Genomic DNA, 12584 nt, shown 5'->3' with positions numbered 1-12584 from the left:
GTCCGCAATCCATATCGCTGCAAGCTTCATCTTCTATCTCAAAGAATGAGTCCTGAGCCTAAGATAACAAAGGTGCGAAGACACCGCACAACGATCAAATTTATGATGATGAAAGCCTTAGGATAACCTGTCTTTTTCTATAATAATGTCGTTATGGTGCCTTATCAGCTGTTTGTAACGGTGCAATGCGCATCAGAAGATAAGGGCGCTCCTGCTTATCTTTTCCGGCATTAAAAACCGGCAGACGTGACCACTGTCCTACCGTCAGCAAAAGACTGTCACCATCAAGCGCTATGCTGTCAGGGGCAATAAGGCGCGGGTCCTGGGCAACAATGCTCAGCTCACCATCGGGAGCACGACGCACCACAGCATGACGCTCAATATCTGTCAGATATAAACTGCCATCAGGCGCTGTCGCCATACCATCCATTATGCCGACCTCACCTTCATCTGTGACGGCTGACTTCAGGACTTCCTCAGAAAGGTGAAAGTCTGCCAGCTCTGCTGTCGGGGCACTATAAAGCCGTCGCGACGATAAAGGAGACCAGTAAAGCCTTGAAGAATCAGCACTCAGAGCAAGGCCATCGACACCACCCTGCCCCATAACCGGATGATTGGGGTCATAACGCCTCAGCTCATGATCAACCTGCATCACCAGCCCTGGTACAGGACGCACTGACACAGACCCTTCAAGAATACGACGCATTTTACCACTGGCAAGGTCAACAGCGATCAGAGCAGGATGGGTCTTCTCTGATGTATCGGACACAAATGCTGTACCTGCTTTACCGTGTGTCAGATCAACACGCACATCATTCACATGACTGTCAGACGAAACAGCGGGCTTTGTAAAAGGGTATGATCTGACGATCTTACCTGCAACAGGATCTATATGCAGCAACGCAGGCTGCGGTTTAACTTTATGGCCGGCTCTGACACCTTCATCCACCACCCAGAGCTGCCCCTTTGCATCAACCGTCATACCCAGCGGGGATATCATGTCATGCTGTGCCAGCGCACCAGGGAAAGGCGTGAGTTTGCCCGGGCTCCACACTGCCAGGACGGGACCAGGGTGCCACTGCGCACTCTCAGGAAATGACAGTATAATACGCCCGTCTGGCAGGCGCGCTATGCCCGATGGCTGCGCTTTTTCAAAGCGATCAGCAACCGTAACATTCTCTGTTGGTGCAGAAGCATGATCGACGCTATCCGCTGCAGCGGCTGCACCGGTATATGCCAGCGCGACAATCAGCGCACTGCCACAGCAGGAGAGAAAAGCTTTCTTTCGCATTTTTAAAAAAGGCGTTTTCATTTATCTTATCTCCTGCACGGTCATGTCGTTTCTCTGCCCGCTATAGCCATAAACGGGCTGAGGCAAACGTATCAGGCTGTAATGCGCTCTATACCTCCCATATAGGGACGCAGAACCTCAGGCACCACAACCGAGCCATCTTCCTGCTGATAATTTTCCATCACTGCAATCAGAGTACGACCAACAGCAAGGCCGGATCCGTTCAGTGTATGCACAAAAACCGGCGAGCCTCCGCCCTGCGGACGGAAACGGGCATTCATACGCCGCGCCTGGAAGTCACGCGTGTTTGAACATGAAGAAATCTCGCGCCAGGCGTCCTGCCCTGGCAACCAGGCTTCCAGATCGAAGGTTTTTACCGCACCAAAACCTGTGTCGCCCGCGCAAAGCAGCACACGCCGATAAGGTATTTTCAGCTTTTCAAGCACTGTTTCGGCGCAGCGTGTCATCCGTTCATGTTCAGCGCTGCTCTCTTCAGGTGTGGTGACAGACACCATTTCAACCTTTTCAAACTGATGCTGGCGCAGCATACCACGCACATCACGCCCGGCAGAGCCTGCCTCACTACGAAAACACTGTGTCAGCGCTGTCATACGCAGCGGAAGGCTGCCCGCTGCCAGAATGTCACCACTGACTGACGCTGTCAGCGGCACCTCAGCTGTTGGCACCAGCCAGCGACCATCTTCTGTACGAAACGACTGATCAGCAAATTTAGGCAGCTTATCTGTGCCATACATCGCGGCATCATTAACCAGCACAGGCACCAGTGTTTCGGTGTAATCATGCTCCTGCACGTGCAGATCGAGCATAAACTGCCCCAGTGCCCGTGACAGACGAGCCAGAGCCCCTTTCAGCACAACAAAACGGGCACCTGACAGCTTAGCTGCTGTGCCAAAATCCATCTGCCCGAGTGCTTCACCCAGTTCAAAGTGCTGACGCGGAGCGAAAGAAAATGCCGGTCGTGTACCCCACTCATGCTGCACGACATTAGCGCTTTCATCCGGTCCTTCAGGTACATCAGCATCAAGGCGGTTTGGCAGAGAAGCCAGTACACCTGAGCTCTCACCATCAAGAAAAGCAATTTTCTCTTCAAAAGCTTCCATCTCAGCACGCAGACCAACGGCCTCAGCCTCCAGCGCCGAGGTATCTTCACCTCTGCCTTTCAGCGGGCCAATTTCACGCGCCAGCGCTTTACGGCGGGCCTGCTTTTCCTGCAGGGCAGTTTGTGCCTGTCGGCGTTCTTCGTCCCATACCAGCAGTTTATCAGCGACAGGCGCCAGGCCACGGCGGGCAAGGTCAGCATCAAATGCGGCGGGGTCTGCGCGAAGGGCGCGAATATCATGCATAAGGGCACCAAAATTTCTGTTTATTAAAACAACGATTACTCTGCTTCAGCCTCTTCTGTCTTAACCCGTTTAGGCTCAACAAGCCGGGCAGACACAATAGAGACTTCGTAAAGCAGGATGAGCGGAACAGCCAGCCCCGTCTGTGTAATGATATCGGGTGGCATGAAAATAGCACCGGCGACAAACGCACCCACGATCGCATAACGACGATAACGACGCAGCATATCAGATGTCACAATACCAACGCGCGCCAGCAGAGTCAGCACAACAGGCAGTTCGAACGAAACACCAAATGCCATAATCAGCTTCATGACCAGAGAAAGATATTCTGACACTTTAGCCTGAAGCTCAATCTGCACATTCCCGTCTCCGGCCGGAGACTGAAACGACAGAAAAAACCGCCAGGCGACAGGAAAAATAAAGTAATAAGCCAGCCCTGCCCCGAGCAGAAACAGGACAGGTGTTGCAACGAGAAAGGGAGCAAACGCTCTTTTCTCTGACCTGTAGAGACCAGGTGCAATAAAGATCCAGGCCTGCATTGCTACAACAGGGAATGAGAGAAAAGCCGCGCCAAAAAAAGCAACCCGGATGTAAGTGAAAAAGGCTTCGTATAACGCCGTATAAATCAGATGGGGCTGCTCGCCTTTCTGGCGCATAATCTCCCCCAGAGGGCGCGCCAGAAACAGGTAAATATCACCTGCAAAATGATAGCATATACCAAAACATATGAGAAACGCCCCGATCGACCAGAGCAGGCGCTTACGTAACTCAATCAGATGATCAAGCAACGGCATAGGCTGATCGTTAATAGGGTTCTCACTCATAGGCTCGTGCTCAGTCATAACGATATATCCGGCGTGTCGTGGTGCCCTTCAGGTAATGCCTGGTTAACAACGCCGGGAGCAACCCGACGATGCCCATGCACCACCCTGACCGGCGGCAAAATAGCAGGAGGATGATACTGCGCCTGGTCACACAGAATACGTCTGACAACAGCAGGCGGCAGCTCGGCAGGAGCATCTGTTACACCGGCTTCAATCTCCGCATTCTGATATAACTGCTCATGACTGTCGGCCGCACCCGAGAAAACAGGCGCGCTGACATGTGGCACTTCAGCCTGAGATAAAGGCGGCAGAATACCCGGGCCCGGCAGTCTGTCCAGTGCTCTGGGGCCGGCAGGTGGTGCATTAAGTGCCGGAGGGGGCGCAAGCGTACGCGCCATACTGCCATCAGAATCAATGGCTTTCATAATACGGCCCCGTACATCCATACTACGCAGGTCACGTACATGATCGCGCACTTCTGACAGATCAGCCTCGCGCACCATTTCATCAACATGAGACTGAAATTCGCCTGCTACGCCACGAATTTTTTTCAGAACTTTTGCAAGACTTTTTGCTGCAACCGGCAGATCTTTGGGGCCAATAACGATTAAAGCCACCAGCCCGATCAGAAGAATTTCAGACCATGCAAAGTCAAACATCAGTCACATCCTGACGATAACACAGCCCTGTACCAGCTTTACACTTCATCACTCTTTTTTACTCCGGCACAGATACAGCCTCACCATCATCCTCACTTTCTGCTGCTGATGCAGCTGAAAGCAACGGTGGGACGTCTCTTAAAAGTTCTTCGCGAGCCGGAAGATCCGATAACGCACGCAAACCAAAATAACGCAAAAAGTCAGGTGTGGTACCCCATAAAACAGGCCTGCCAGGAATTTCCTTACGCCCGCGTGGTGAAATCAGCGACGCCTCAATAAGCGTATTCATCACATTCTGCCCGAGCGTTACACCGCGTATCTCTTCTACATCAACACGTGTGCAGGGCTGGTGATAGGCAATAATTGCCAGTGTCTCCATCACCGCACGAGGCAACCGCCGCGGACGCTCCATAACCCGTGTCAGGACATGAGCAAGGTCAGGCGCAGTGCGAAACTGCCAGCCTCCGGCAATTTCGACAAGCTGCACCCCCCGCCCCTCATAACGGGCAGACAGATTTTTCAGAACAGAGAGGCTAAATGCTGCTGCGTCCTCCACCTTCTCTGGCACAAGCTGACGTACAGCAAGCAGTTCAGATACTCTCGACAACCTGACCGGCTCTGTTTCAGCAAAAATCAGCGCTTCTGCAAGACGTATGGCTTCCTCAGGCAATGAGGGCACATCCTGAACTTTAGAGATCATCATCAGCACTCCGGGTAACCGGCTGAACGGGGCTGCCCGCACTCTGACTGGCACGCACTAAAATCTGACCAAACATTTCATCCTGCCGCAACTCAAGGTTCCCTGTTTTAGCCAGCTCAAGACCTGCGATCAGAATACTGGCTTTTGCTGCACGGTTGCGATGTAATTCTTCACGGCGCGTGACAGCACCTGTCAGTGCCTGAGGCAAAAACATTTCAAGGCTACGCCAGCCAGGCGGGGCCTCACCCAGCAGGCGTGTCAGCCGCGTCAGAGCCTCTTTCACAGTCCAGAAAGAAGGCCTGGGAGGAGCATAAGGACGCTTTGCTACCGTGCGCCGCATGGCGCTCATATAAGCACGCATAAGCTGAGGGATATCAAGCACCAGACCCGAGCGGTCTATTTCGGTCAGATCTTCTGCCGTACCGCGCTCCCATACATCGCGCCCGGTGTGAGGTCGCGCTTCAAGCCACTGAGCCAGCTGATTCATACAGGCAAGCTCTCTCAGGCGTGCCTGTAATAATTCAGCTGCCTCTTCTCCCTCCGCTGCCTGCTCGCTCTCCGGCGGCAAAAGCAGGCGCGACTTCAGCCAGGTCAGCCAGGCCGTCATCACCAGCCAGTCAGCAGCCAGTTCAAGGCGAATATGACGTACCTTTTCAACAACGATCAGATATTGCTCGACAACCTGAAGCACTGAGATACGACTTAAATCGACTTTTTGTGCACGAGCGAGTTCAAGAAGGAGGTCAAGGGGGCCTTCATACCCCTCAAGCCGCAACACAGGAGGATGCAACAAAGCGGCATCCTGCTGCTCCGTCTCCGCTGCGGTTGAGGAAGGCAGAGCCAGCGGCTGGTGCTGGTCTGCACTATCAGATTTTTTATCTGTCATTGTGCAGACTACACCAGCCTTAGCATGACGTTAGTGAACCTGTGTGCAGGCCAGCCCACGTTCACGCACAGCACTACAAAACGCACGTGTATCAGCTGAAGACGCAAAACCTGTCACACGCAGACGATAGAAAATTGCATTATCACGCTGTATTTTTTCGACTGACGGTTTACGTGAGCCAAAAAGGTCAGAGTAGCGCGTCTGCAGCCTTGTCCACTCTTTCATAGCCTGCTCCGGTGATTGCAAAGCCGCAAGCTGCACCTGATATTTCCCGCCGGATGAAGCGGGTGCAACAGGCTGCGTTGCTGTGACCACCTTTTTCTCAGGTGCTTTTTTTACCGGTTCGATCGGTGCCTGAGGCGGTGTTTTATCATCCACCGGAGCCTCAGGAGTTTCAGGCGCAGGCAGAGCATCAGACTGAATCACCGGATCCTGACTATCTGCAGGCTGCATCACACCAGCCGCAGCTTTATCGTCATTTTGGGCAACAGCAGAAGTGTCAGGGGCGGCAGGAGGAGTCTGGCTCTGCTCTGTGCTGGCTGCTGCTCCGGCAACATCAGACGATGCACCTGCACTGCCAGCAGTCGTATCCTGTTTTTCTGCACTTTGCCCGTATTGCTCAGCAAGCCCGCCAGGGTTGGGCTTTTCGGGCCCGGGCGTCAGGTGGGCCTGCCCATCATCAGCCTCAGGCACAATCATATTATCAAGCTGCATACCACCCGGATCAACCGGTTTTGTGCGCATTGCGACAGATGGCGGACCAATAACGGGAATCCCCCCCTGATGGTGCCCCAGCAAAGCCCACCCGCCGATACTTACCAGCAGAAGACCACCCAGGCCTGCTGTACCATAAACAAGCCAGCGGGTGCTTGCATCGCTGTTCAGCGCATTAGTCAGAACCCGAAAAGCAGACCCGCCTGCCTTACGAGGCGGCGGCTGATGCCCCCCCATACGCTCACGCGCATAGTCAGCAGATCTGCGATTTTCCTGGTATTGTTCTTCGTTCTGACTCTGGTCGTCAGACATCAGCGCATTTCCTCTACTGGTTCGACACCCATTACAGCCAGACCTGAACGAATAACCGTTGCCACAGCAGCAACAAGAGCCAGGCGGGCACGGGTTGCCTCAGGCGCTTCAGGCTGCAAAAAGCGTAAAGCTGCATCGTCACGCCCGTGGTTCCACAAAGAGTGAAAATCACCGGCAAGATCCGTCAGATAAAAAGCAACACGATGCGGCTCTCTGGCCTGAGCGGCGGCTTCAACAAGACGCGGCCACTCAGCCAGGCGGCGGATAAGAGCCATTTCAACATCGGCACTCAGCGTATCCAGCGGCACTGCAGCTAAAACTTCAGCATCAGTTACGCCATAGCTGCCCTCTTCAGTCGCGGCACGCAAAACAGAACGACACCGGGCATGAGCATACTGCACATAAAAAACCGGGTTATCACGCTGCTTTGCCACAACATGATCAAGATCAAACTCCATCTGCGCATCGCTCTTGCGGGTCAGCATAGTAAAGCGCACAACGTCCTTACCGACTTCGTCAATCAGGTCACGCAGCGTGACAAATGTGCCTGCCCGTTTGGACATTCTGACAGGCTCACCATTTCTCAGAATATGAACGATCTGACACAGCACAACCTCAAGCGGTGTGCTGCCTCCGGTTACAGCTTTCACTGCGGCTTTCATACGCTTAACATAACCACCGTGATCAGCACCCCAGATATCAATCATCACCTGGGCACCACGTGCAACCTTATCAGCATGATAGCCAATATCATTCGCAAAATAGGTATTGGTACCGTCAGATTTTTTCAGAGGACGGTCAACGTCATCACCAAAGTCAGTCGCACGGAAAAGAAGCTGCTCGCGTTCCTCCCAGTCATCAGGAAGCTTACCTTTAGGAGGCTCAAGCACACCCTCGTAAAGCAGGCCTTCTTTTTCAAGGTGAGTAATGGCAGCATCAACAGCCCCGTCACGCAGCACCTGCGCCTCTGACGTAAAGACATCATGCTTCACACCCAGGGCGTGCATGTCTTCTTTAATCGCCACCAGCATATGAGCTACAGTGAAGTTGCGAACGGTACCGAGCCATTCACTCTCAGGCAGAGGGGCCGCGTCATCACCCGCCAGAGTGCGACCATATTGCCCGACCAGATCCTCACCCACAGGAATGAGGTAATCCCCTTTATACTGAAGACCATTAGGTGTCAGAGCCGCAAACTCGTCTTCCGTCAGCTTTGTGCCCAGCGCCTGAAGATAACGCCAGTAAGCTGCCCAGGCCAGAGCCCTGACCTGAGTGCCGGCATCATTAATATAAAATTCGCGGGTTACATCAAAACCGGTTTTTGCCAGCAGGCTGGCTGTAACATCGCCCACAACAGCGCCACGGCAATGCCCGACATGCATTGGCCCGGTAGGGTTTGCTGAAACGTACTCAACATTAACCTTTACCCCGTTACCGGTCTGAGCATCACCATATGCCTCACCCGCTTTAAGGATAACCGGCAGAATATGACGCAGTGTATCGGGCTTAAGTGTGAGGTTAACAAAACCAGGACCAGCCGAAGCCGCACTGGCTACCCCTTCGGTTTTTTCAAGCAGAGCTGCGAGTTCACCTGCAATATCAGCAGGCTTGCGGCGTGCAGTTTTTGCCAGCAAAAGGGCCGCATTTGTCGCCATGTCGCCGTGTGAAGGGTCACGCGTTGGAGTGACCTCAATACGGGCGAGTGTTTCTTCGGGCACGTCAGGCAACAGTGTATGCACTGCGGCAAGAACCTGGTGACGATAATGCTGGAACAAACACTCTGACATACGCGTAAAAATCCTAATACAAAACGATACAACGCCGGGGTTTCAACCTGTTACTGACAAGTCCGTCAAGCGGCGATACTCATCAATAGCAAAACGGTCGGTCATAGACGCCACATAATCGGCCACTGTACGACGCAAAGCCATATCATTGCCAGAAGGGGCTCTCTCACGCCAGACATCAGGCAGCAGATCAGGCGACTCCGTCAGCACAGTAAACAGACCAGAGGTAACCTTTCTGGCTTTATACCCCATGCGGTTAACCCGCCAGTGCCTGTAAAGCCGGGCAAAGAGGAATTTTCGAATTCCTTTATTTGCTGCCCACATTTCGGGGCTGAAAGCAATAACAGGCTGCGAGGCTGCACGAATATCCTCAACTCTTTGGGGGGCGAGGTCCTGGAGGTTTCTCCGCGATGTCACCAGCACGTCTGTCACCAGAGCATTGATTACCCTGCGCACAACCTCATGGCGGATACGCTGCGCTTTTTGTGGCACATCAGTATAATCAGCCGCAATCCTGCGCACTTCAGCCAGAATACCCCCGACCAGAGGCACATCAGTAAGATCATCAAGTGTCAGCAGGCCCGACTTCACACCATCATCAAGGTCGTGACCATGATAGGCAATATCATCGGCCAGGGCGGCAACCTGCGCTTCAGCTGACGCAAAGCCGGTAAGGCCAAGCGGCCATGCCGCATCAAACTCACGCAGCCATGGACCTGGCTTTTTAACCGGCCCGTTATGTTTGGCCAGCCCTTCTATCGTCTCCCATGTCAGGTTCAGACCGTTAAACGTGAGGTAGCGCCGCTCAAGCAGCGTAACCTGACGCAGTGCCTGCGTATTATGATCGAACCCTTCCCAGTTATACATCAGCTCGGCCAGGGCATCCTCTCCCGCATGGCCAAAAGGAGTATGCCCAAGGTCATGCGCCAGAGCCACCGCTTCGGTCAGATCTTCATCAAGGTGTAAAGCACGCGCCATAGAGCGGGCAACCTGTGCCACCTCGAGAGAGTGCGTCAGCCTGGTACGAAAAAAATCACCGACATGATTAACAAAGACCTGAGTTTTATACTGTAACCGCCTGAAGCCTGAAGAATGTACCACCCGGTCCCTGTCACGCTGCCAGGGAGAACGCGTAAGTGACTCAGCCTCATCGTACTGCCTGCGACCACGCCCCTCCCCTCTCTGCACGGCATAAGGCGCACATGTTGCGAGATGTTCCTGTAACGACATTCTTTCTCCTGCCCGACCTGCTGCAAAGCCCGCTGACAGAAGAGCCAGAAGGCGGTTATAAACAGGCATAATAGGGCATTGTTCAAAATTTCACCAACTTCTCTGCATTTTCCTCTTCAAACACCTTTACCGGAACGCTATTTATAACAGCATGACCCAGCCACAGCCCTTCTCCGTCTCCGATGCTGCTGCCAAGCGCATTGCCTCTGTTCTTGCCAGCCGCAGGCAGTCTGCCGCGGGGCAGAATACTCCCCTGCCGGCCGCTCTGCGCGTTTCTGTTGATGCAGGCGGCTGCAACGGCTTTCAGTATCGCTTTGGCCTGATTACCCAGGCAGAGATCGCTGAAGATGATACGCACTTTGAGAAAAATGACGTGCTGGTTGTGGTTGACCCTGCCAGCCTTGAGTTACTTGAAGGTGCTCAGCTTGATTTTTCTGACAAGCTGATGGGCGCACATTTTACAGTTAACAATCCCAATGCAGCCTCATCCTGCGGTTGTGGCACAAGCTTTTCTCTCGCATGAAATTCGCCACCTGGAATGTAAATTCCGTTCGCCTGCGCCAGAACCTGATTGCAGACTGGCTGGAGCGACACGACCCTGATGTGCTGATGATGCAGGAAATCAAATGTGAAACGGCAGCGTTTCCGGCTGTTTTCTTTAAAGAACGCGGCTATGCCTCTGCCGTGGTCGGGCAGAAATCCTATAACGGTGTAGCCACACTGGTTAAAGGTGACAGGACAGAAATTGTCACTGACCACCTGCCCGGCTTTGATAACCCGGCAGCCCGCTATGTTGAAATACGCACGCAGGGGCTGGCCTTTGGCAACCTCTATCTGCCCAATGGCAATTCAGGCGGAGAAGAAGGATACGCCACCAAGCTGGCCTTTTTTGAAGCACTGACAGCGCGGGCTGAGCACTATCTGCGCGAAGAAACTGATTTTATCTTTGCCGGAGATTATAATGTCTGCCCCGCAGCAGGCGACTGTGCGCCCGGAGCCCTCGCACCCGATGATGCTCTGGTCCGGCCACAGACACGTGCAGCCTTCCGCCGTCTGATCTGGCTGGGGCTGACAGATGCTCTGCGCGCACTGCACCCGACAGAGACACTCTACACTTTCTGGGATTATCAGGCCGGAGCATGGCAGCGAAACAGCGGCATACGCATTGACCACGCCCTGCTTTCACCCAGGGTCGCTGAACGCCTTGTCAGCGTATTCCCTGACAAAGACGAGCGCGCTATGGAGCGACCTTCAGACCACGTGCCGCTTCTTGTCACCCTGCGCGACAAAACTGAGGGATAATTTATGACTGATACTTTTCCTTCTTTGTTTGCCGCAGCATGCGCTCTGGCTCAGGGCAAGGTCAGCAGCCGACACCTGACAGAACTGGCTCTGGCACGCATTCATGACAAAGAAGGAGAAGGCAGTCAGACTTTTAGCGTCGTACACGCTGACAGTGCACGAAAACAGGCTGACCTGACGGATACCCGACGCAGGGCCGGTGAGCCACTCCCCCCGCTTGCCGGACTGCTGATGTCCGTAAAAGATCTGTTTGACGAAGCAGGCAGCATCACCAGAGCCGGCTCTGTCGTACTCAGTGATGCCCCGCCGGCACAGCAGGATGCGCCTGCCATTGCTCTGGCCCGTCAGGCTGGCCTTATTTCTATCGGACGGACAACAATGACGGAGTTTGCTTTCTCCGGCGTTGGCATGAACCCGCATACCGGCACCCCGGCAAACCCGTGGGACAGAGCAAACAGGCGTATTCCGGGCGGCTCATCTTCCGGAGCGGCAGTTTCTGTCTCTGATGGTATGGCTTTTGTGGGTATAGGCAGTGACACCGGGGGGTCATGCCGTATTCCCGCAGCGCTGACGGGGCTTACCGGATATAAACCGACGGCCAGCCGCATTTCAACCAGAGGAACTGTCCCGCTTTCCTCAACTCTTGATTCTGTTGGCAGCCTGGGCCGTACCGTATCATGCTGCTGGGCTGCGGACCGTGCGCTTGCAGGCCTGCCTGTTGACTGGAGCGCACGACCTGAAGCCCGCAAAACCAGCCGGCCACGCCTGGGTGTACTACAAAGCTATGTGCTGGACGGTATGGATGACACTGTTGCCAGCACGTGGCATGCCGCACTGAAGCAGCTGGAGAAATCTGGTGCCATTCTGGAAGATGTATGCTTTAGCGAGCTTGAAAATTTACCGCAGATTAACCGGCTCGGGGGCTTTCCTGCACCTGAATCCCTCGCATGGCATGCCCCGCTGCTGGAGCATAAATCAGAAGCTTATGATCCCTTTGTGCTCAGACGCATTTTACGCGGCAAAGAACAAAGTGCGGTTGATTACCTGACACTGCAACACGAACGGCAGGCACTTATTAACAGGGCAGCGCAGGTCATAGCCCCCTATGATGCACTTATCATGCCAACAGTGCCGGTTATTGCACCACATATTGCTGACCTCGTGGCAGATGAAACACTGCTGACACGTACTAACCTGCTGCTGCTGCGAAACCCGACTGTTGCCAACTTTATCAATGGCTGTGCTATCAGCCTGCCCTGCCACGCAGCCGGCGCTGCCCCTGCAGGCCTTATGGCCATGCAAACAGGCCACAAAGACTCTCACCTGTTTCATGTTGCGGCGTGGCTTGAAGAGGCTTTAAGGCTCGGAAAACAATAACCAGGCTCAGGACTCATTCTTTAAGATAGAAGATGAAGCTTGCAGCGATATGGATTGCGGACATGAAGGTATGAGCGCAGCGATCATATCGTGTTGCCACCCGTCGCCAGTCTTTGAGCTTTGCGAACATGTTTTCGA

12 protein-coding genes and 1 pseudogene are annotated in these 12584 nt (G+C 53.9%); 3 read left to right on the top strand and 10 right to left on the bottom strand.

Annotated features, from left to right (window positions below; translation table 11 throughout):
• Window positions 1–151: 151 nt before the first annotated feature.
• From HK11_RS11635 to HK11_RS11595, 9 genes are all read right to left on the bottom strand, one after another.
• Window positions 152–1312: an SMP-30/gluconolactonase/LRE family protein gene (locus HK11_RS11635; RefSeq protein WP_086555493.1), complete on the bottom strand. Its 1161-nt coding sequence runs from the start codon at window positions 1310–1312 to the stop codon at window positions 152–154.
• 71 nt (window positions 1313–1383) lie between these two features.
• Window positions 1384–2655: a serine--tRNA ligase gene (serS, locus tag HK11_RS11630; RefSeq protein ID WP_086555492.1), complete on the bottom strand. Its 1272-nt coding sequence runs from the start codon at window positions 2653–2655 to the stop codon at window positions 1384–1386.
• Between the two features lie 35 nt (window positions 2656–2690).
• Window positions 2691–3497, bottom strand: coding sequence for a twin-arginine translocase subunit TatC (tatC, locus tag HK11_RS11625; RefSeq protein ID WP_086555491.1), 807 nt, complete (start codon window positions 3495–3497; stop codon window positions 2691–2693).
• Window positions 3494–4138 (bottom strand): Sec-independent protein translocase protein TatB, encoded by a 645-nt coding sequence (tatB, locus tag HK11_RS11620; RefSeq protein WP_086555490.1) that lies wholly within the window; start codon window positions 4136–4138, stop codon window positions 3494–3496. The genes tatC and tatB overlap by 4 nt, the downstream gene beginning before the upstream one ends.
• Before the next feature lie 58 nt (window positions 4139–4196).
• Entirely contained in the window at window positions 4197–4841 is a 645-nt protein-coding gene (gene scpB / locus HK11_RS11615; RefSeq protein ID WP_086555495.1) for an SMC-Scp complex subunit ScpB, read from the bottom strand.
• The gene (locus HK11_RS11610) at window positions 4828–5724 is read right to left on the bottom strand and encodes a ScpA family protein (RefSeq protein WP_086555489.1); all 897 of its coding nucleotides are present in this window, start codon (window positions 5722–5724) and stop codon (window positions 4828–4830) included. Before HK11_RS11610 ends, scpB begins: the two co-directional genes overlap by 14 nt.
• A 30-nt stretch (window positions 5725–5754) precedes the next feature.
• Window positions 5755–6750, bottom strand: coding sequence for an SPOR domain-containing protein (locus tag HK11_RS11605; protein WP_086555488.1), 996 nt, complete (start codon window positions 6748–6750; stop codon window positions 5755–5757).
• On the bottom strand, window positions 6750–8537 hold the full coding sequence (gene argS / locus HK11_RS11600; RefSeq protein WP_086555487.1) for an arginine--tRNA ligase: 1788 nt from the start codon (window positions 8535–8537) through the stop codon (window positions 6750–6752). The genes HK11_RS11605 and argS overlap by 1 nt, the downstream gene beginning before the upstream one ends.
• Before the next feature lie 42 nt (window positions 8538–8579).
• A complete protein-coding gene (locus tag HK11_RS11595; protein ID WP_086555494.1) occupies window positions 8580–9767 on the bottom strand; it encodes a deoxyguanosinetriphosphate triphosphohydrolase in 1188 nt (395 codons plus the stop codon).
• Between the two features lie 151 nt (window positions 9768–9918).
• On the opposite strand from HK11_RS11595, the gene HK11_RS11590 reads away from it, so the two are divergent.
• The 3 genes from HK11_RS11590 to HK11_RS11580 are packed head-to-tail and all read left to right on the top strand — an operon-like array spanning window position 9919 to window position 12446.
• Window positions 9919–10290 (top strand): iron-sulfur cluster assembly accessory protein, encoded by a 372-nt coding sequence (locus tag HK11_RS11590; protein ID WP_086555486.1) that lies wholly within the window; start codon window positions 9919–9921, stop codon window positions 10288–10290.
• Window positions 10287–11069, top strand: a complete 783-nt coding sequence (xth, locus tag HK11_RS11585; protein ID WP_086555485.1) for an exodeoxyribonuclease III — start codon at window positions 10287–10289, stop codon at window positions 11067–11069. The genes HK11_RS11590 and xth overlap by 4 nt, the downstream gene beginning before the upstream one ends.
• 3 nt (window positions 11070–11072) lie before the next feature.
• Window positions 11073–12446: an amidase gene (locus HK11_RS11580; protein ID WP_086555484.1), complete on the top strand. Its 1374-nt coding sequence runs from the start codon at window positions 11073–11075 to the stop codon at window positions 12444–12446.
• 13 nt (window positions 12447–12459) lie between these two features.
• On the opposite strand, the pseudogene HK11_RS12510 reads toward HK11_RS11580, so the two are convergent.
• A pseudogene (locus HK11_RS12510) lies at window positions 12460–12584 on the bottom strand (IS5/IS1182 family transposase); the annotation flags it as partial.

Source organism: Acetobacter sp. DmW_043 (assembly GCF_002153485.1).
Classification (GTDB): domain Bacteria; phylum Pseudomonadota; class Alphaproteobacteria; order Acetobacterales; family Acetobacteraceae; genus Acetobacter; species Acetobacter thailandicus.
Note: the sequence above shows the minus strand (reverse complement) of the source record. Positions and strands in the feature narration are given on the sequence as shown.

What these genes read in the sequence shown, in the direction of transcription:
- HK11_RS11580 (WP_086555484.1), top strand. Translation starts at nt 11,073, where the DNA reads ATGACTGATACTTTTCCTTCTTTGTTTGCCGCAGCATGCGCTCTGGCT.
- HK11_RS11590 (WP_086555486.1), top strand. Translation starts at nt 9,919, where the DNA reads ATGACCCAGCCACAGCCCTTCTCCGTCTCCGATGCTGCTGCCAAGCGC.
- tatC (WP_086555491.1), bottom strand. Translation starts at nt 3,497, where the DNA reads ATGACTGAGCACGAGCCTATGAGTGAGAACCCTATTAACGATCAGCCT.
- serS (WP_086555492.1), bottom strand. Translation starts at nt 2,655, where the DNA reads ATGCATGATATTCGCGCCCTTCGCGCAGACCCCGCCGCATTTGATGCT.
- HK11_RS11635 (WP_086555493.1), bottom strand. Translation starts at nt 1,312, where the DNA reads ATGAAAACGCCTTTTTTAAAAATGCGAAAGAAAGCTTTTCTCTCCTGC.
- argS (WP_086555487.1), bottom strand. Translation starts at nt 8,537, where the DNA reads ATGTCAGAGTGTTTGTTCCAGCATTATCGTCACCAGGTTCTTGCCGCA.
- scpB (WP_086555495.1), bottom strand. Translation starts at nt 4,841, where the DNA reads ATGATGATCTCTAAAGTTCAGGATGTGCCCTCATTGCCTGAGGAAGCC.
- HK11_RS11595 (WP_086555494.1), bottom strand. Translation starts at nt 9,767, where the DNA reads ATGTCGTTACAGGAACATCTCGCAACATGTGCGCCTTATGCCGTGCAG.
- HK11_RS11605 (WP_086555488.1), bottom strand. Translation starts at nt 6,750, where the DNA reads ATGTCTGACGACCAGAGTCAGAACGAAGAACAATACCAGGAAAATCGC.
- HK11_RS11610 (WP_086555489.1), bottom strand. Translation starts at nt 5,724, where the DNA reads ATGACAGATAAAAAATCTGATAGTGCAGACCAGCACCAGCCGCTGGCT.
- xth (WP_086555485.1), top strand. Translation starts at nt 10,287, where the DNA reads ATGAAATTCGCCACCTGGAATGTAAATTCCGTTCGCCTGCGCCAGAAC.
- tatB (WP_086555490.1), bottom strand. Translation starts at nt 4,138, where the DNA reads ATGTTTGACTTTGCATGGTCTGAAATTCTTCTGATCGGGCTGGTGGCT.